Source organism: Agrobacterium tumefaciens (genome assembly GCF_005221385.1).
Classification (GTDB): Bacteria; Pseudomonadota; Alphaproteobacteria; order Rhizobiales; family Rhizobiaceae; genus Agrobacterium; species Agrobacterium tomkonis.
In genome coordinates, this window is record NZ_CP039904.1 from 783,725 (window position 1) to 803,314 (window position 19,590).

A 19,590-nucleotide genomic window follows, 5' to 3' on the forward strand; every position below is an offset into this window, starting at 1 on the left:
CTGCTATGGATCAACCCGCTTTTTGGATAGTTGCGTAAAACTATCTCCTTTCACCCGGAAACAGACGGAAAAGCCATGATTTCTCGCGACAAACACAACCGGATGGCAAATGCGATCCGCTTTCTTGCCATGGATGCAGTGGAGAAGGCCAATTCAGGCCATCCCGGTCTGCCGATGGGCGCAGCTGATGTCGCCACCGTTCTCTTCACCCGTTACCTGAAATTCGATCCCAAGGCGCCGCTTTGGGCGGATCGTGACCGCTTCGTGCTGTCGGCGGGCCATGGTTCGATGCTTCTTTACTCGCTGCTCTATTTGACGGGCTACGAGGACATGACGATCGACGAGATCAAGCGCTTCCGTCAGTTTGGTTCCAAGACCGCCGGCCACCCCGAATATGGCCATGCGACCGGCATCGAAACCACCACCGGCCCGCTCGGACAGGGCATCGCCAACGCCGTCGGCATGGCAATCGCTGAGCGCAAGCTGGAAGAGGAGTTCGGTTCCGACCTGCAGAGCCACTTCACCTATGTGCTTTGCGGCGACGGCTGCCTCATGGAAGGCATCAGCCACGAAGCCATCGCGCTTGCCGGCCACCTGAAGCTCAACAAGCTCGTTCTGTTCTGGGATGACAACAACATCACCATCGACGGTGAAGTTGGCCTTTCCGACAGCACCGACCAGATTGCCCGCTTCCAGGCCGTTCACTGGAACACCATCCGCGTCGATGGCCATGACCCGGACGCGATTGCCGCCGCCATCGAAGCCGCGCAGAAATCCGACCGCCCGACCTTCATCGCCTGCAAGACCGTGATCGGTTTCGGCGCGCCCAACAAGCAGGGCACCCACAAGGTGCACGGCAACCCGCTCGGCGCCGAAGAAATCGCCGCTGCGCGCAAGAGCCTCAACTGGGAAGCCGAAGCTTTCGTCATTCCGGAAGACGTGCTCGATGCATGGCGTCTCGCCGGCCTGCGCTCCACCAAGACCCGCCAGGATTGGGAAGCCCGCCTCGAAGCCGCTGAAGCCGGCAAGAAGGCCGAATTCAAGCGTCGTTTCGCCGGCGACCTGCCCGGCAATTTCGACAGCTCCATCGATGCCTTCAAGAAGAAGATCATCGAAAACAATCCGACGGTTGCCACCCGCAAGGCCTCCGAGGACGCGCTCGAAGTCATCAACGGCATCCTGCCGGAAACGGTCGGTGGTTCGGCTGACCTGACGCCGTCCAACAACACCAAGACCAGCCAGATGAAGTCCATCACGCCGAGCGACTTCTCAGGCCGTTACCTGCATTACGGCATCCGCGAGCACGGCATGGCAGCGGCCATGAACGGCATCGCGCTGCATGGCGGCCTCATTCCCTATGCCGGCGGCTTCCTGATCTTCTCGGATTATTGCCGTCCGTCGATCCGTCTTGCGGCCCTCATGGGCATCCGCGTCGTCCACGTTCTGACGCATGATTCCATCGGCGTCGGCGAAGACGGTCCGACCCATCAGCCGGTGGAACAGATCGCTGCCCTTCGCGCCATTCCGAACCTTCTCGTCTTCCGCCCGGCGGATGAAACCGAGACGGCGGAATGCTGGCAGCTGGCTCTCGAGCAGAAGCATCGCCCGTCCGCACTGGCGCTTACCCGTCAGAACCTGGCGCCTTCGCGCAAGGAATACGAAGAAAAGAACCTTTCCGCTTACGGCGCTTACGAGCTCGTATCGGCAAGCGACGCGAAGGTTTCTATCTTCGCCTCCGGTTCGGAAGTCGAAGTGGCGCTGAAAGCCGCTGCAACGCTGAAGGACAACGGCATTTCGGCCCGCGTCGTCTCCGTTCCCTGCTTTGAACTCTTCAAGGAACAGCCGGAAACCTATCGCAATGCCATTATCGGCAAGGCGCCGGTGAAAATCGCGGTGGAAGCCGCCATCCGCCAGGGCTGGGATTATTTCATCGGTTCCGACGGCGCTTTCGTTGGCATGCATTCCTTCGGTGCGTCCGCGCCGGCGAAGGATCTCTTCAAGCACTTCGGCATCACGGCGGAAGCCGTTGTCGCCGCAGTCGAGGCAAAACTCGCGTGAGGGCCCCAAGCCCTCACCATTCACGCAAAGACCAAGCCCATATCTTGATCGGGAGACTGTAAATGACTGTAAAAGTTGCCATTAACGGCTTCGGCCGCATCGGCCGCAATGTTCTGCGCGCCATCGTCGAATCCGGCCGCACCGATATCGAAGTCGTTGCCATCAACGACCTCGGCCCGGTTGAAACCAACGCTCACCTGCTGCGCTACGATTCGATCCACGGCAAGTTCCCGGCCGACGTAAAGGTCGAAGGCGACACCATCATCGTCGGTGGCGGCAAGCCGATCAAGGTAACGGCCGTTCGCGATCCGGCAACGCTGCCGCACAAGGAACTGGGTGTCGACATCGCGCTCGAATGCACGGGCATCTTCACCGCCCGCGACAAGGCCGCCGCTCACCTGACGGCTGGCGCAAAGCGCGTCATCGTTTCCGCTCCGGCTGACGGCGCTGATCTCACCGTGGTTTTCGGCGTCAATGACGACCAGCTGACGAAGGACCATCTGGTCATTTCCAACGCCTCCTGCACCACCAACTGCCTCGTGCCTGTTGTGAAGGTTCTCGATGACGTCGTTGGCATCGATCATGGCTTCATGACCACGATCCACTCCTACACGGGCGACCAGCCGACGCTGGACACCATGCACAAGGATCTGTACCGCGCCCGCGCCGCAGCCCTGTCCATGATCCCGACCTCGACGGGCGCCGCCAAGGCTGTTGGCCTCGTTCTGCCGCACCTCAAGGGCAAGCTGGACGGCACGTCTATCCGCGTTCCGACCCCGAACGTTTCGGTCGTCGACTTCAAGTTCATCGCCAAGCGCGACACGAGCGTTGAGGAAATCAACGAAGCGATCAAGTCCGCTTCCAACGGCAAGCTGAAGGGCATTCTCGGCTATACCGAAGAACCGCTGGTTTCCCGCGACTTCAACCATGACAGCCATTCGTCGATCTTCGCGATCGATCAGACCAAGGTCATGGAAGGCAGGTTCGTGCGCGTTCTGTCCTGGTACGACAATGAGTGGGGCTTCTCCAACCGCATGTCGGACACGGCCGTCGCCTTCGCGAAGACCATCTGAGCATAAATCGCTCCATCAAAAAACCGGCAGGAGCAATCCTGCCGGTTTTTGTTTGTCGAAAAAAGCCGGCGGGACTGAGGGATCCCGCCGGCGCCGATCCTGAAGCAAGGCGGGGACGCTTCGGATCGAAACAATCACCGGAGGCGAGAGGAACCAGCCCGTCGCCAGCCTTCCGGCAGGCAACCCTCACTTTCTGTTGTTGATGATGATCGGGTCGTGTGAACCGGCACTGCTCCAGATCGTATCGAAAGTCTGTTGCCGCAAATCACTTTGCTGCATGGAAAGCTTCATCATGCAGTCGGCAAAATCCCGTGAACCTTCAGGGTAGCCAAAGACACGACAACGCTCGCGTTGCGCGGCCATGTTTTCAGCTGTCTGCTCAGTGCTGGAGCAACCCGAAACAATCGAGCCTGCCGCCAGTAATATAAAGATGGATATTCGTTTCATCCGATCGCTCCGGTAATGATGAAAAGCAATTCGGAGATGACAACTAGCGCAGCTGGATTATCGCTATGTTACGTGAAAACACGGCTGCCGAATCTATTTCAACAATCTGCCTATCCCTCCCAAGCAAAAGCTCCATGCGCGGGACAGGCGTTGCTTCAAGCGCGAACCTTCGATCACTCGCCGAAAAAATTCCCATTTCCTGCCTTTGTCTGGTCCATTTTGAGACCGACAAGAAGCACAGGGACAACGGTCGTGCGCAATGCACTTCGGCCCTGCCGTATCATTCGATACACCCCGCCTTGCGTCGCCTTTCAACGCCAACCGACTGAAGCGCTGACAGACCGCAACCCGTGGCGCATTGGCTGCAGACGCGCAGAGCATTCATTGCATCGGCCAACGCGGTTTGAATGAGGCGGTGGACGTGGAATCATTTTATCTCCTGTTGCTCGTGGCAACTGTTCTGGTTCTCGTCGCAGCCTTTTCCAGCCTCATCGCCTTCCGGTTCGGCGCACCGCTGCTGCTGCTCTTTCTGATGATCGGCCTTGCCGCGGGCGTAGATGGCCTCGGCATCGAATTTACCAACAATCCGCTCGCTTATATGCTCGGCTCGCTTGTGCTTGCCGTCATTCTTTTCGACTCCGGTTTCGGCACGTCGATACAATCCTTCCGACTTTCGGCACCCCCCGCCGTCGCACTTGCCACAGTCGGTGTCATCCTCACTTCCGTCTTTTTCGCCGGCGCGGCCGCCCTGCTCCTCGGGCTCTCCTGGCTGGAGGGACTGTTGCTCGGCGCGATCGTCGCCTCCACGGATGCGGCGGCCGTGTTCTTCCTGCTGCGCATCGGCGGCATCCATATCCGCGATCAGGTGCGCTCGACGCTTGAAGTCGAATCCGGCACCAATGATCCGATGGCGATCTTCCTCACCATCGCCTTGGTCGAAATCATCGCCAAGGGCCAGGGGCTGGCCGGCATCGACAGCGGCTTTTTGCTGCTTTTCATTGAGCAGATGGGGCTTGGCGTGATTTTCGGCCTGCTCGGCGGCGTCATGATCGCCACCGTGGTCAATCGCTTCGCCGCCGACCGCGGGCTTGCGCCGATCTTCGTCCTGGCGCTGGCGCTGCTTGTCTTCTCTTTCACAGGGACAATTGGCGGCAGTGGTTTTCTGGCGGTCTATGTGGCGGGCATCGTTGCCGGCAACCGCAGGATTTTCGCCAAGGAGACCATCAGACGTTTCCATGAGGGGCTGACCTGGCTTGCCCAGATCATCATGTTCCTGATGCTCGGCCTTCTGGCCACCCCGTCGCAATTTCCGGCAATCGCCATCCCGGCCGTGCTGCTGGCGCTTTTCCTGATCTTCGTCGCCCGCCCGCTCGCGGTGTGGCTCAGCCTCATGCCCTTCAGCTATACCCAGCAGGAAACATCCTTCGTGGCATGGGTCGGCCTGCGCGGCGCGGTTTCCATCCTGCTTGCCATCATGCCCATTCTCGGTGGGCTCAACGATGCGCAGATCTATTTCAACGCTGCCTTCATCATCGTTTTGGTATCGCTGCTGGTGCAGGGCTGGACCATCAAGCCGGTGGCGACAAGGCTCGGCCTGATCGTGCCCCCGCGCATGGGCGACGTCGACAAGCTGGAAGTGGACCTTCCCGGCACCGCCAATCACGAGCTGATTTCCTACCGTGTCGCCAAGGGCAGCGCCATCATGCAGGGCGAGCGCATTCCACGCTGGGCGATGCCCTCGCTCGTGGTGCGCGACGGCAAGTCGATCCGCTACCAATATGCCGGCCGGCTGCGCGAAAACGATCTCGTCTATCTTTTCATCGCGCCCGGCTATTCCCGCCTGATCGACCGGCTGTTCGCCAGCGCCCTGCCGGTTGCCGATGACGACGCCGATTTCTTTGGCACCTTCGCGATCTCACCCGCCCGACCGGCCAAAGAGCTGGATGCGGCCTATGGTCCCGGCCTGATCTCTCAGACCGAACAAGCCATGAGCATCGCCGAATTGATCGAGGCGCGTCTTGCCGGAAAAGCCGATTATGCCGACCGCGTGCGCCTCGGTTCCATTGTCCTCATCGTTCGAACGCTGGACGAACATGAGGCCATCACCGGCATCGGCATCTCACTGGAACCGGTCGAGCCGGCCACCAGCCTGCCGATCTTCATCAGCTTCGGCGAGATCATCCGCCGGGTGCGCGACCATCTGGCGCAGCGGCGTCAATTGCGCTCCGGCAATGCCATCGAGGACACTGCCGCGCCTTCGAACGCAGTGAGAGAAAATGAGGCCTGACCGGCTTGCGTCGGCAATCAGGCATAGTATGGTCCGTGCCGAACTCGCAACAAATCAGGATCGACCTATGCCCGCTTTCAAGACCATCGACGACCTTAACGACATTGCCGGAAAGCGCGTTCTCGTCCGCGTTGATCTCAACGTGCCGGTTGCGGATGGCAAAGTAACGGACGCGACCCGTATCGAGCGGGTTGCACCGACCATTCTGGAACTGTCCGGCAAGGGCGCGAAAGTCATTCTGCTTGCCCATTTCGGCCGGCCGAAGGGCGAACCGGTGGCCGACATGTCGCTTTCGCAGATCGTCCCCACCGTCGAGGAAGTGCTCGATCACGCCGTTTCCTTCGCAGCCGATTGCATCGGCACGCCGGCAGCGGATGCGGTCGCGAAGATGAACGATGGCGATATCCTGCTTCTGGAAAACACCCGTTTCCACAAGGGCGAAGAAAAGAACGATCCGGCCTTCGTCGAGGCTCTGGCGGCCAATGGCGACATCTATGTGAACGACGCCTTCTCCGCCGCCCACCGCGCCCACGCGTCCACCGAAGGTCTTGCACGCCATCTGCCCGCTTATGCCGGCCGCACCATGCAGGCCGAGCTTGAGGCGCTGGAGAAGGGTCTCGGCCAGCCGGTCCGTCCTGTGGTTGCCATCGTCGGCGGTGCGAAGGTTTCGAGCAAGATCGATCTCCTGATGAACCTCGTCAAGAAGGTCGATGCCCTCGTCATCGGCGGCGGCATGGCCAACACCTTCCTTGCCGCACGCGGCACCAATGTCGGCAAATCGCTGTGCGAACACGATCTGGCCGAAACCGCAAAACAGATCATGATCGAGGCGGCGACATCCGGTTGCGCCATCGTCCTGCCGGAAGACGGCGTGGTGGCCCGCGAGTTCAAGGCCGGTGCGGCCAATGAAACGGTCGATATCAACGCCATTCCCGCTGACGCCATGGTTCTCGATGTCGGCCCAAAATCGGTTGAAAGCATCAAGGCCTGGATTTCCCGCGCCGAAACATTGGTCTGGAACGGCCCGCTCGGCGCCTTTGAAATCGAGCCTTTCGATGCGGCGACCGTGGCAGCTGCAAAACACGCCGCCGAATGCACGAAATCGGGCAAACTCGTTTCCGTCGCCGGTGGCGGTGATACGGTCGCGGCGCTCAACCATGCCGGTGTTTCCGACGATTTCACCTATATTTCGACGGCGGGCGGCGCCTTCCTCGAATGGATGGAAGGCAAGGAATTGCCGGGCGTTGCCATCCTGACCGCCGCCAAGTAAACTCATTTCACTTGCCTGACACGAGGCCGGACAAGCCCTGCTTGCCCGGCCTTGTTTTTTGGTAAGTGCACATGGGAGGAAAAGTTTCAAACGATTGAAATCATTTCAATCGTTTCAATGAGTTAGCGTGCCATTTCCCTGCCCTGGAACTTCTGTTATCGGGAATTTATTGTGCCTTGGGAGAATAGCAAATGACCGAACGTCTCGAAGACATCGCAATCAAAATGGTCGCCGACGGCAAGGGCCTGCTCGCCGCCGACGAATCCACAGGAACGATCAAAAAGCGTTTCGACAGCATCAATCTGGAGTCCACCGAGACCGCCCGCCGCGACTATCGCGAGATGCTGTTCCGCTCCGACGACGCCATGAAGAAATACATCTCTGGCGTCATCCTTTATGAAGAGACCCTGTTCCAGAAGGCTGCCGACGGCACGCCTTTCGTGGATATCATCAAGGCGGCCGGCAGCCTGCCGGGCATCAAGGTGGATATCGGTGCAAAGCCGATGGCTTACCACCCACATGAATTCATCACCGAAGGCCTCGACGGTCTTTACGAGCGCCTGCGCAAATACCACGAGGCTGGCGCCCGTTTCGCCAAGTGGCGCGGCGTCATCACCATCGGTGAGCAGCGTCCGAGCTGGGGTTCGATCAAGGCTAACTCCCAGTCGCTCGCCCGTTACGCCGCTCTCTGCCAGCAGGCGGATATCGTGCCGATCGTGGAGCCTGAAGTGCTGATGGACGGCGAACCCGGCACGCACGACATCGATCGCTGTGCGGAAGTCACGCAATGGGTTCTCCAGACCGTCTTCGCGGACCTGTTCGACGCCCGCGTCAACCTTGAAGGCATGATCCTCAAGCCGAACATGATCATCGACGGCAAGAAGGCTCGCAAGGCTTCCGTCGAGGAAGTGGCGGAAAAGACCGTCAAGGTTCTGAAGGCCACCGTGCCTTCCGCAGTTCCGGGCATCGCCTTCCTTTCCGGCGGCCAGTCCTCCGAAGAGGCGACGGCGCATCTCTCCGCCATGAATGCCGGCTACGACCTGCCCTGGTCGCTGACCTATTCGTATGGCCGCGCCCTCCAGGATACAGCGCTCAAGACATGGGGCGGCAAGCAGGAGAATGTTGCTGCCGGCCAGCGTGCCTTCACGCACCGCGCCGCCATGAACAGCCTTGCCGCCAAGGGCAACTGGAAGCTGGAACTCGAAAAGGCCGCATAAGGCCAGGCCGAAAGGCATGCCGAAAAATCAAAGCCGCCCCATGGGCGGCTTTTTTCTTTACGGGCGCAGAAGCAGCGTCGCCGACCAGATGACAAAAGCTGCAACCGCTATCTTCCAGCAGTCGCCTCTTTTCTTAAGGCCCGGCAGGCCGAGCGGCCGGATGATCTGGACCACCATGGCAAGCAGTAAAAAAAGGCCGATCGCCTTTGTCATTTATTGAGCCTTTTCTTTATTTCTGCATCGTCACAGGCTGGACATTTTTACCGTTCACCAGAAGAGTGCAACTCATTCGGGTAATCCCGTTCTATGACCTGTCCGACCGCCCGTCCGAACGCATGAGAGTGTCTTCATGAGCAGAAATCTTCTACCCGTATTCGCTCTTTTATCCAGCACTCTGTTTCTTTTTCTTGGCAACGGCCTTCAGGGCCTCGTGCTGCCGGTTCGCGGTTCGGCGGAAGGTTACTCCAATGAAATCCTGGGCTTTCTCGGCACTTCCTGGGCGGCCGGCTTCGTCATCGGCTGCTTTGTGGCGCCCGCCATCGTTCGCCGTGCGGGGCATGTGAGGGCCTTTGGCTCCTTTGTCGCGCTCATCTGCCTGACGGTGCTGATGACCGGCCTGATCGTCGATGATGTCTGGTGGATTGCCCTGCGCGCACTGACCGGCTTCTGCACGGCCGGCACTTCGATGATCATCGAAAGCTGGCTGAACGAGCGCGCCACCAATGAGAGCCGCGGCATGATCTTTTCGCTCTATATCGCCATCACGCTGCTCGGCGTCGTGGCGGGGCAGATGATCGTGCCGATGGGCGACATCAGCAATACGTCGCTGTTCATGATCTGCGGCATCATCTATTGCATCGCCATTCTGCCGGCCACGCTTTCCAAGGCGGCGAGCCCCCAACCCTTGCAGAAGGTCAGTCTGGATTTACCGGCGCTCTACCGCAATTCACCGGTGTCCTTCGTCGGTATTCTGATGATCGGCATCGCCAACGGTGCGTATGGTACGCTCGGCGCCGTCTTCGGCGCGCGGGCTGGCCTGGACCCGACCATGATCGCCATCATGGTGTCCGTCACGATTTTCTTCGGCGCGCTGGCGCAATTTCCGGCAGGCCGTCTTTCAGACCGGATAGACCGCCGTTACGTGTTGGCTGGATTGGCCGGGCTTGGCGCCGTCGCGGGCCTTGCCGTTGCCGTTGTGCAGCCGCGTGATGTCTATGTGCTGATTTCCATGGTCGCCATTTACGGCGCCGCCGCCAACGCGCTTTATCCCATCGCCGTTGCGCATGCCAACGACTATGCCGCCGCTGAAGACTTCGTCAAGGTCTCGGGTGGATTGCTGCTGCTTTACGGCATCGGCACCATTATCGGCCCGACACTCGGCGGTGCGGTCATGACCTATTCCGGCCCTTATGCCCTGTTTTTTGTGACAGCCGTGGCCCACGTGCTGATCACCGCCTATGCCATCATCAGAAGCCGTCAGCGCGCCGCCCTTTCAACCGGCGAGAAGGACAATTTCTCGACGATGATGCCAACCACACCTTCACCGCTCGTCACGCCGGAAAGTATTGCGCTTGACCCCCGCGCGCCGCAATATCCCGAAGACGATGGCGACTATGTGGAAAAAGGAGCAGGCATATGAGCCTCTTTGACGATGACCGCCCACAAAAACCCGTGGCGCATGAGATCGGCAGCGATCTCAGCCTTCTTTCAGTCGATGAGTTGGGTAGCCGTATCGACCTTCTGCAAGCGGAAATCACCCGGCTGGAGGAGGAGAGGACCCGAAAATCCGCCGGCCGACTAGCGGCGGAGAACCTCTTCCGATCCTGAGAGCAATTCAAGAAAAGGCCGCAGGCAATGCCCTTCGGCAGCAGTCTGCCGCGCTGATGGTAAACGGGAATAAATATTCTGGCGCAGTCTTTCGTTTACCATTAACCAAAAATTAAGCTTTCTGAGAGATTACTATACATGTCCAGTTCTTCTGGACCTCAGGCATCTTCTCCATTCGGCGAATTGGTCTGATTTTTCTCCCTGTTTTACCTTGAGAGCCGCTTTCGCGGCTCTTTTTTTACCGCGCACCGGATTCGGTAAAACTGTGGGTATTAACCCTTCTTTAATAATTGCCTTGCGCATTTCGGGTAAAGATACCATCCTGAAAACACTAAAAGGCCGGAACAAAACATCCGAGTCTTCGTTGCCTGACAGTGTGGTGCGTGAGCAGGGATTTAAAGAAATGTCGGAACAGGTTTTAAATACCATAAGCTTTGCGGGGCGCGCTGCTGCTTCCAACCAGTTCAAAACCCTCTATACTGAAGGCATGACTTTGGTTGAGGAAACGGCAAGCTATCTCGACGGCGCCGGCCGTGTTGCCTCGAAGGTTTTGCCGCGCATGGCATCGGTACTTTATGCAGCGGAATCGATGCGCCTCACCACTCGCCTGATGCAGATGGCCTCCTGGCTGCTTCTGCAGCGCGCCGTCAACAATGGCGAAATGACGCGAGACCAGGTTCTGAGCGAAAAGAGCAAGGTGCGTCTCGACAGCTTCAACGTCGACCGCAACGCGCCCGGCTGGAACGACCTGCCGGAATCCTTCCGTGATCTTATCGAGCGCTCGCTACGCCTCCAGAACCGCATCGCCCTGCTCGACCGCGAAATCTATCGTCCGACCGAAGCCACCAAGGTGCCGGACAATGAAAACAGCGTGCAGGCGCAGCTCAATCTCCTGCGCACGGCTTTCTCGATCAACTGAGAAAAGACCACCTTATCCGGACAATTTGAAAAGCAGGCTCACCAGCCTGCTTTTTTGTGTCCGCCAATACCGTTTGTCGCCCCTGGAAACGGCAACAAAAAAGCCCGGTTTTACCGGGCTTTTTTTAAACGATCCGTTCGCAAGAGAATCAGAAACCGAGGTTGCCGAAACGCTTGTTGAACTTGGAAACGCGACCACCGCGGTCCATAAGCTGCTGGTTGCCGCCCGTCCATGCCGGATGGGACTTGGGGTCGATTTCAAGGTTCATGACAGCGCCTTCCGAACCCCAGGTGGAGCGGGTTTCGTATTCGGTGCCATCGGTCATGACCACCTTGATCGTGTGGTAAGCGGGATGGATATCAGCCTTCATGACAATCTTCCTGGTTAAGTGACGTGCGGTCCATTGCCGCAATTGCGTCAATTGAGCCATTTCAATAAATGAAGCCATAGACCAGATGGGCTATGGCTTCCCAATTCGATGCGGAGCCTATACATGAAGGTCGCCGAGATAACAAGAGCCTGCCATACCCTTGTGAAAGGAGATGGCCGCTAGGGCAGGAATTTTACCGCACGCCGGAAATCTCTCCCTAAAAAGCCAAAAATGGCATGGAACGAGGAGCATCAGGCACGTGGCAGACATAGAAGAGCAGAAAGCGGCAAAACAGAGAAGCCTGAAGCCACTTCTCAGCCTGTTTCCCTATCTCAGACGTTATCGCGGCCTGATGGCGGCGGCCCTTTTTGCGCTTGTTCTTTCTTCCGCCACCACACTGGCCCTGCCGCTTGCCGTTCGTCGCATCATTGACCACGGTTTCCAGACGCCGGATGGCGGCATGATCAACAGCTATTTCGCCGTGCTTCTGGCGATTGCTGTCCTGCTCGCGCTCGCCAGCGCCATGCGTTATTATTATGTCATGACCATTGGTGAGCGGGTCGTCGCCGATCTGCGTCGCGATGTCTTTGCCCACCTCACCACATTGTCGCAGCAGTTTTTCGATAGCAACCGCTCCGGCGAACTGACCTCGCGGCTGACCGCGGATACGGTGCAAATACGCTCAGCTTTCGGTTCATCGGCCTCGGTGGCGCTGCGCAACATCATCATGTGTTGTGGCGCAGTGGCAATGATGATCTATACCAGCCCCGGCCTTTCCGGCCTCGCGCTGCTTGCCATTCCCTTCATCGTCTTTCCGCTGATCGCCTTTGGACGGTCTGTTCGCGCCCGCTCCCGCACGACGCAGGATACGCTGGCCAATTCCGCCGCCTATGCGTCCGAAACGATCGCCGCGAGCCGCACGGTGCAGTCCTTCAATGCCGAAGCGCTTGCGAATGCCCGTTACGGCGCCTCCGTGGAAGCGGCCTATCAGGGTGCACGCGCGGCGATCGGCGCCCGCTCCATCCTCACCGCGGTCGCCATTGCGCTGGTCTTCGGCAGCGTCGTCGGCATTCTCTGGTATGGCGCGCAGAGTGTGCTGTCCGGCGGCATGACGGCGGGTACGCTTGGTCAGTTCGTGCTTTATTCGGTTATCGCCGCAAGCGGCCTCGGCCAACTCTCGGAAGTCTGGGGTGAACTGGCGCAGGCGGGTGGTGCCGCCGAACGGCTTTCCGAACTGCTGAACGAGCGCTCGCCCGTCGCGGAACCCACGGCGCCCCTCGCCATGCCGCAACCGCCACGCGGCGAAGCGGAATTCGAAAATGTCGATTTTGTCTATCCGCTGGCGGCGGGACGCCCGACCCTTTCCGGCCTTTCCTTCAAGGTCGGCGCCGGTGAAACCGTTGCCATTGTCGGCCCATCAGGCGCGGGCAAAAGCACGGTGTTTTCGCTGCTGATGCGGTTTTACGATCCACAACAGGGCCGCATCACGGTCGATGGCGCTGATATTCGTGACATCAGCCTTACTGATCTGCGCGCACGCCTGTCCATCGTTCCGCAGGATGTGGCGATCTTCGCCTCATCCATTCACGATAATATCGCCTTCGGCCGGCCGGAGGCGACCCGCGAAGAGGTCCGCGCCGCCGCCATCGCCGCCCAGGCCGACAGTTTCATCGAGCGCCTGACGGATGGTTACGACACGCAGGTGGGCGAGCGCGGTGTGACACTTTCCGGCGGCCAGCGCCAGCGCATCGCCATTGCCCGCGCCATTTTGCGCGACGCGCCGATCCTGCTTCTCGACGAAGCGACCTCGGCGCTCGATGCGGAAAGCGAAACGCTGGTGCAAAAGGCGCTCGATGAGCTGATGAACACCCGTACCACCATCGTCATTGCCCACCGCCTCGCCACGGTTCTGAAGGCAGACCGCATTCTGGTGATGGATGACGGCCGCGTCATCGAGGAGGGCACACATCAGAGCCTCATTCGCCAGAACGGCCTTTATGCACGACTCGCCCGACTGCAATTCCAGACCGGCCCGGATGAGCTGCGCGCCCAGGCGTGAGCCGTTTAAGCCAACACGCTGCGCCCCGCAATGCGGCCTGAAAACAGGCAACCGCCAAGGAATGTGCCTTCGAGCGCATTATAGCCATGCATGCCGCCGCCGCCAAAACCGGCCACTTCGCCAGCGGCATAAAGGCCCGGCACCGGCTCACCGGCAGCATCCAGCACGCGCGCCTCAAGATCCGTATGCAGGCCGCCGAGCGTCTTGCGCGTCAGCACATGCAGGCGCACCGCGATCAACGGCCCCATTGCCGGATCAAGCAAGCGGTGCGGTTTTGCGGTCCGCATCAGCTTGTCGCCGAGATAACGGCGCGCGCCATGGATTGCGGTTACCTGCGCATCCTTGCTGAAACCATTCACGATTTCCCGATCACGCGCTTCAATCTGCCGGCGGATATGATCGATATCCAGCCGCGCGTCGCCGCTGATGGCGTTCATTGCCACCACAAGCTCCTCCAGCGTGTCGCGGACAGCGAAATCTTCACCGTGTTCCATGAAAGCCCGCACCGGCCCCGGCGGCTCCTTGCCCAACCTTTTGAGCAGCAGCCGCACATCCTTACCCGTCAGATCCGGGTTTTGCTCGGAGCCTGAGAGGGCGAATTCCTTCTTGATGATCGCCTTGGTCAGAATGAACCAGCTATGACCGCTGCCGCGCTCGCCCAGCATTTTTAGCGTGCCGAGCGTATCGAAGCCCGGCATGGCGGGGGCGGCAAGACGGTTTCCATCCGCATCGCACCAGAAGGATGAGGGACCGGGGAGGATGCGGATACCGTGGCCCGGCCAGATCGGGTGGTGGTTCTTCACACCCTCGGTGTAGTGCCACATGCGATCAGGGTTGATGACCGCTCCGCCCGCCGCTTCGGTGATCCCGATCATGCGGCCATCCACATGTGCCGGCACGCCGCAGACCATATCTGCCGGCGGCTTGCCCAGCCGCTCCACCGGCCAGTTGCGCCGTACCAGCTCCTGATTACCGCCAATGCCACCCGAACTGACGATAATCGCCGCGGCCGAAAGGGTGAAATCGTCCTCAACTTCGCGGCTGCTCTGTTGCCCACGCAACACCGGATCCGTTGCAAGGACTGCACCGGAAACGCCAGCCACCCGGCCATCGATGATATCCAGATGGTCGACGCGGTGGCGGAAACGAAAGTTGAGCCGGCCACTTGCCGCCATGACCTTCGCCTTTTCGATGAAAGGCGCCAGCACACCGGGGCCGGTTCCCCAAGTCACATGAAACCGCGGAACGGAATTGCCGTGACCATCGGCCAGCGCCCCGCCACGCTCGGCCCACCCGACCACAGGAAACCAGCGCATGCCGAGGCGGTGCAGCCATTCACGTTTCTTACCAGCGGCGAAAGTCAGATAGGCTTCAGCCCAGCGGCGTGGCCAATAATCCTCGGGACGGTCGAAACCAGCCGAACCGAACCAGTCCTGCCTTGCGAGATCGAGATTGTCACGCACCCGCATCCGGCGCTGCTCGGGGCTATCGACAAAAAACAGACCTCCCAGCGACCAGAAGGCCTGTCCGCCAAGGTTCTGCTCGCCCTCCTGATCCACGACACAGACGCTCAGTCCTCGTTCGGCCGCTTCGGTCGCCGCAACCAGCCCGGCAAGCCCTGCACCGACAACGATCACATCATATCGTTCCATCAACCCCTCCCAGATATGACGGAATTACCTTTACGCGAACGTAAATTCACTTCTGCAAGAAGGCAACCACCATGATGCGGCGGCGATGTCAGCGTTCGGTCAGCTTGAGTTCGATACGACGGTTCTGCTGCCGCGCATCAGGCGTATCGCCTTCTGCAATCGGCTGATATTCGCCAAAACCAGCGGCAACCAGCCGGTTTGCCGGCACACCCCTGGAGATCAGGAACTTCACCACCGAGGTGGCGCGGGCCGAGGAAAGCTCCCAATTGTCGCGGAAACGGCCCGAACCGGAAAGCTGGACATTGTCCGTATGGCCATCCACGCGCAGGACCCAGTTGATCTCCGCCGGGATTTCCTTGGCGAGATCGATCAGCGCAGCCGCGAGCTTCTCCATTTCAATTTGCCCTGCCGGATTGAGGTCGTTGCCACCGGAGGGAAACAAGACTTCGGACTGGAAGACGAATCGATCGCCGACAATGCGGATGTTTTCGCGGTCTGAAAGAATTTCACGCAGCCGGCCGAAAAAATCCGAACGATAGCGGTTCAGTTCCTGCACCCGCTGCGCCAGCGCGACATTGAGGCGGCGGCCGAGATCGGCGATCTTGACCTGAGAGGAAGTGTCCTTGGCTTCCGATGCCTGCAAGGCAGCTTCCACCGAAGCGATCTGTGCCCTCAGCGCCGCGATCTGCTGGTTGAGCAATTCGATCTGCGCAGAGGCACGGGAATTGGCCTGCTTCTGGTCGTCCAGTTCGCCGGTCAGGCTACCGATCCGGGCATTGGCGTTGGCATTGCTGCCCGATCCCGCATCGAGAAGCGCCTGCAGGCGCGACCGTTCGTTTTCCGATGACGCGAGCGTCGATTGCAGGCTTGCCAGCGCATCCTCAATATCCTGCTTGTTGCCCTTTTCCATGGCCAGAAGTTCGGTCAATTCGGCAATCTGGCTGTTGAGGCGCGTCAGCACCTCGTCCTTGCCGGTAATTTCCCGCGACAGCACGAACTGCGCCAGCACGAAGACGGTTAGCAGAAACATGATGGCCATGAGCAGCGTCGACAGCGCATCGACGAAACCCGGCCAATAATCCACACCCCTGTCGCGGCGGCGGTTGCGCGCAAGCGCCATGGCTACTCGCTCCCGTTATCGTGCCGGGTGCGTCCGGGAGATTTTGTCTCGCTGTCGATCCGGGTCGATAGTCGGTCAAGCGTGCGGCGGAGCGATTTCGATTCCTCCTGCTGCGCCTCGATCCAGTCCCGCAGCATCTGCTGTTCGCTGCGCATATTCTTGACGAGGCCCTGAATGCCTTCGGCAAGGCTGGTCATGGCCGCAAGCGAGCGCTCGGTGCTGACCATGGCGCCCGGTTCCGCCTTGAACTCCCTCGGTCCCTCCACGCCCGTATCCGTTACCGAAGACAGCCAGTTTTCAAGCTGGGTGTAAAAGCGGTTCTGCGCACGTCCCGCCTGAAGATCGAGAAAACCAAGGATCAGCGAGCCTGAGAGACCAAGAAGCGACGAAGAAAACGCCGTTCCCATGCCCGCCAGCGGTGCAGTGAGACCCGCCTTGAGCGAACCTAGAATATCGTTGCTGTCGCCGGCGCTCGGGTCGAGCGACTGGATGACATTGCTGATGGCGCCTATGGTGCCGATCAGGCCCCAGAAGGTGCCGAGCAGGCCGAGAAACACCAGAAGGCCAACGAGATAACGCGATGTATCGCGGGTCTCATCAAGGCGCGTCGCGATGGAATCGAGAATGGTCCGCTGCGTGACGGCGGAAAGCCTGACTTCACCGCGCTTGCCGATCAGCGTGCTCATGGGGGCGAGCAATTTCGGCGCGCGGCCAACCTTTTCGGCGCTGCCGGCGGCGCGGAAAGCATTAAACCAGCGCACTTCCGAACGCAGGCTCATGGTTTGGGTAAACACCAGAATGATGCCGATGGCGAGAACGCCAAGAATGAAGCCGTTGAGACCGGGATTGGTCATGAAGGCGGTATGCGCCTGCCGGTAAAGAATGGCCGCCAGAAAACCGACGAGGATCAGAAACAGAACCATCGTCCACAGAAACGGTGTGGGGCTGGACAGCTTGTGGCTGTATTGCCTCGTGGCCACCGGTTTCTCGACGCCGAGATCAAGTAACTCCGAATCCGCCATAACGTTCGCATTCCCTTCGGTCACGTATCTAGCGGAAGCTATTTGAAAATTGCGACGATTTGAAGCGAAAAGCCGGTCTTTCGTCACAGGCATTTTACAAAACCGGAAGCAGACCGTGCGGAGAAAAACAAAAACGCCCGGCAGGGGTTCGCCGGGCGCCTGAAACTTGCATTAAACGGCAGGTTTTCTGCCGAAATCGATCAGCGGCCCGGTATCGGGCGGTTCGCGACTTCCACAAGCGACTTGTGGATATATTCATTTCCAGCTGCAACAGTGCCGCTGCCGAAGATATCCGTGCCGCCCTTGATGTCGGAAGCAAAGCCGCCGGCCTCACGAATCAGCACCAGGCCGGCCGCCATATCCCAGGGCGAAAGTTCGGCTTCCCAGAAACCGTCGAGACGGCCCGCTGCGACATAAGCAAGGTCGAGTGCTGCAGCGCCCATACGGCGGATGCCAGCAGCTTCGCCCATGACGTGACGAAGCTCGACGAGGAATTTGCCGTGATTGCCGCGGCCAAGATGCGGGACGCCGCAGCCGATGACGCAATCGGTCAGCGCCTTGCGCGCAGCAACGCGAATGCGGCGATCGTTGAGGAAAGCGCCGCCGCCGCGCTCGGCGGTGTAGAGTTCGTCGGTGGCTGGATTGAAGATCACGCCGGCAACAACTTCCCCATTGCGCTCCAGCGCAATGGAAACGGCGAAATGCGGAATGCCGTGCAGGAAATTGGTGGTGCCATCAAGCGGATCGACGATCCAGCGATGCGCACCATCCGAGCCCTTTTCCTCGCCGCCTTCCTCACCCAGAAAGTCGTAGGTCGGGCGGGCTTTCATCAGCTCGTCGCGCACGATCTTTTCGGCTTTCAGGTCTGCCTGCGAGACGAAATCGCTCGGTCCCTTGACTGAAACCTGAAGGTTCTGCACTTCACCGAAGTCACGCGACAAAGACTTACCCGCCTTGATGGCGGCCTGAACCATGACATTGAGAAGGGCTGAACGGGCCATCGAATTTGTTTCCTGGAAAGCTTGCGAACCGCCCGAAAGCGCATCGGGCAGGCACGTCATTATTTTCTTGAATTGAAAGTTTGCGGTTCAAGACCACAAAACGCGCGGAAATTCAAGGCAAAAAGCCCGCATCGGCAAGCTGGCACCAGAAGACCGGGCCTGCATTACGTTGGGCGGAAACGATTTGCGGCCTCGATCCCCTTTTTCTGCTGCTCGTCGGTGATGCCGAGATAAAAATCCTCGAGAGCCGGATCCTTCAGTCCGGCGCGGCGGGAAAGCACATACCATTTGGCCGCTTCCACCGGATCGGGCCGGGTGCCAAGCGCCTGAATGTAAAGATGCGCCACCTTGTTCTGCGCAATGACATTGCCGCGCTGCGCTGCGCCATAAAGCCAGCGGAAGCCCTCTTCCAGATTTCTCTCGCCACCAAAACCGTTGACCAGCCAGATGCCGAGATCGACCTGCGCAGTATCGTATCCTGCCTTTGCGGCCCGCATCAGCCAGTCCCGCGCCTTGGCCTTCTTGTCTGCCGGCACATCCTTGACCGACCAGTAAATCTGCGACACCGCATATTGCGCGTCGGCAATGCCCTGCTCGGCAGATTTTTCGTAAAATGGCATGGCCATCAGCAAGCCCTTGGCGCCGGGATTTTCCGAAACCAGTATCTGCCCCCAGTTGAACTGGGCGGACCCGTTGCCGGCTTCCGCCGCACGGCGCATGAAATCGTCGGCCTTGACCTTGTCGCGGGTGACGAATTTGCCTTCCATCAGGATCAGGGCGAATTTGAACATGGCGACGGGATCGCCGCCCTGCGCCGCCTGCTGATACCAGAAGGCAGAGGTCTTCTCATCGCGGGCAATGCCGAGGCCGCGCGACATCATTTCGGCGACCAGCGTCTGTGCGGACGCGTCGCCGTTCTGCGCGCGGTTCAACGCCTTGTCGAGCGCCTGCACATATTCGCCGCGCTGGAAATGCCCGTAGGCCTCATCCACTCTACCCTTGAATTCCTTCTCAGGCGGCAGTGCCGGCAGGTCCGCGCCCATGCGCTGATAGACATTGACGCCCTGCGACGGTTGCAGATCCTTCTGTTCCTCGGATTGCACCCTGCCCTGACGGGAAGGCTGCGCCTCATCCTCCATCTGGCGGGAGAGCGCATTGCTTTCGCTCTGCGGCCCGGATTGAGCAAAGGCAACGCCCGCCGGCGGGCCGAAAACGAGCGCCAGCAGCGAAACGGAGAAGCAAAAAGGAACCGAGCGCATGAACATCGC

Annotated in this window: 17 protein-coding genes; 10 read left to right on the forward strand and 7 right to left on the reverse strand. The window is 59.6% G+C overall.

Translation table 11 applies throughout. From position 1 onward, the window contains the following. Positions 1-75: 75 nt before the first annotated feature. Together tkt and gap are read left to right on the forward strand one after the other, a co-directional pair. A complete protein-coding gene (gene tkt, locus CFBP6623_RS18825) occupies positions 76-2,058 on the forward strand; it encodes a transketolase (protein ID WP_046799913.1) in 1,983 nt (660 codons plus the stop codon). Positions 2,059-2,120: 62 nt separating this feature from the next. Next, positions 2,121-3,131: a type I glyceraldehyde-3-phosphate dehydrogenase gene (gap, locus tag CFBP6623_RS18830; RefSeq protein WP_046799914.1), complete on the forward strand. Its 1,011-nt coding sequence runs from the start codon at positions 2,121-2,123 to the stop codon at positions 3,129-3,131. 186 nt (positions 3,132-3,317) lie between these two features. Here gap and CFBP6623_RS18835 read toward each other — a convergent pair whose 3' ends face one another. Beyond that, entirely contained in the window at positions 3,318-3,578 is a 261-nt protein-coding gene (locus CFBP6623_RS18835; RefSeq protein WP_046799915.1) for a hypothetical protein, read from the reverse strand. Positions 3,579-3,999: 421 nt separating this feature from the next. On the opposite strand from CFBP6623_RS18835, the gene CFBP6623_RS18840 reads away from it, so the two are divergent. The 7 genes from CFBP6623_RS18840 to CFBP6623_RS18865 all read left to right on the forward strand — a co-directional run bounded on the left by CFBP6623_RS18840 (position 4,000) and on the right by CFBP6623_RS18865 (position 11,098). Further along, positions 4,000-5,865: a potassium/proton antiporter gene (locus CFBP6623_RS18840; protein WP_046800032.1), complete on the forward strand. Its 1,866-nt coding sequence runs from the start codon at positions 4,000-4,002 to the stop codon at positions 5,863-5,865. A gap of 67 nt (positions 5,866-5,932) precedes the next feature. Further along, positions 5,933-7,135: a phosphoglycerate kinase gene (locus CFBP6623_RS18845; protein ID WP_046799916.1), complete on the forward strand. Its 1,203-nt coding sequence runs from the start codon at positions 5,933-5,935 to the stop codon at positions 7,133-7,135. Positions 7,136-7,326: 191 nt separating this feature from the next. Continuing rightward, positions 7,327-8,352, forward strand: coding sequence for a class I fructose-bisphosphate aldolase (locus CFBP6623_RS18850; RefSeq protein WP_046799917.1), 1,026 nt, complete (start codon positions 7,327-7,329; stop codon positions 8,350-8,352). Positions 8,353-8,368: 16 nt separating this feature from the next. Then, positions 8,369-8,572, forward strand: a complete 204-nt coding sequence (locus tag CFBP6623_RS26890; RefSeq protein WP_162248987.1) for a hypothetical protein — start codon at positions 8,369-8,371, stop codon at positions 8,570-8,572. 129 nt (positions 8,573-8,701) lie between these two features. Beyond that, positions 8,702-9,991, forward strand: a complete 1,290-nt coding sequence (locus tag CFBP6623_RS18855) for an MFS transporter (protein WP_046799918.1) — start codon at positions 8,702-8,704, stop codon at positions 9,989-9,991. Continuing rightward, positions 9,988-10,179 (forward strand): DUF1192 domain-containing protein, encoded by a 192-nt coding sequence (locus CFBP6623_RS18860; protein WP_046799919.1) that lies wholly within the window; start codon positions 9,988-9,990, stop codon positions 10,177-10,179. Before CFBP6623_RS18855 ends, CFBP6623_RS18860 begins: the two co-directional genes overlap by 4 nt. Before the next feature lie 403 nt (positions 10,180-10,582). Further along, positions 10,583-11,098, forward strand: a complete 516-nt coding sequence (locus tag CFBP6623_RS18865) for a DUF1465 family protein (RefSeq protein WP_046799920.1) — start codon at positions 10,583-10,585, stop codon at positions 11,096-11,098. A 148-nt stretch (positions 11,099-11,246) separates the two neighbouring features. Here CFBP6623_RS18865 and rpmE read toward each other — a convergent pair whose 3' ends face one another. Continuing rightward, complete coding sequence (gene rpmE, locus CFBP6623_RS18870) at positions 11,247-11,468, reverse strand: 50S ribosomal protein L31 (RefSeq protein ID WP_046799921.1); 222 nt, start codon at positions 11,466-11,468, stop codon at positions 11,247-11,249. A 259-nt stretch (positions 11,469-11,727) separates the two neighbouring features. On the opposite strand from rpmE, the gene CFBP6623_RS18875 reads away from it, so the two are divergent. Then, a complete protein-coding gene (locus tag CFBP6623_RS18875) occupies positions 11,728-13,527 on the forward strand; it encodes an ABC transporter transmembrane domain-containing protein (RefSeq protein ID WP_046799922.1) in 1,800 nt (599 codons plus the stop codon). A gap of 5 nt (positions 13,528-13,532) precedes the next feature. Here the strand turns inward: CFBP6623_RS18875 and CFBP6623_RS18880 are convergent, their stop codons facing one another. From CFBP6623_RS18880 to CFBP6623_RS18900, 5 genes are all read right to left on the reverse strand, one after another. Further along, entirely contained in the window at positions 13,533-15,179 is a 1,647-nt protein-coding gene (locus CFBP6623_RS18880; protein WP_046799923.1) for an FAD-binding dehydrogenase, read from the reverse strand. Between the two features lie 88 nt (positions 15,180-15,267). Further along, complete coding sequence (locus CFBP6623_RS18885) at positions 15,268-16,299, reverse strand: peptidoglycan -binding protein (protein ID WP_046799924.1); 1,032 nt, start codon at positions 16,297-16,299, stop codon at positions 15,268-15,270. Positions 16,300-16,301: 2 nt separating this feature from the next. Next, a complete protein-coding gene (locus CFBP6623_RS18890; RefSeq protein WP_046799925.1) occupies positions 16,302-17,321 on the reverse strand; it encodes a hypothetical protein in 1,020 nt (339 codons plus the stop codon). Positions 17,322-17,521: 200 nt separating this feature from the next. Beyond that, a complete protein-coding gene (locus tag CFBP6623_RS18895) occupies positions 17,522-18,322 on the reverse strand; it encodes an inositol monophosphatase family protein (RefSeq protein ID WP_046800033.1) in 801 nt (266 codons plus the stop codon). 164 nt (positions 18,323-18,486) lie between these two features. Continuing rightward, complete coding sequence (locus CFBP6623_RS18900) at positions 18,487-19,587, reverse strand: tetratricopeptide repeat protein (RefSeq protein WP_167379185.1); 1,101 nt, start codon at positions 19,585-19,587, stop codon at positions 18,487-18,489. Between the last annotated feature and the right edge of the window lie 3 nt (positions 19,588-19,590).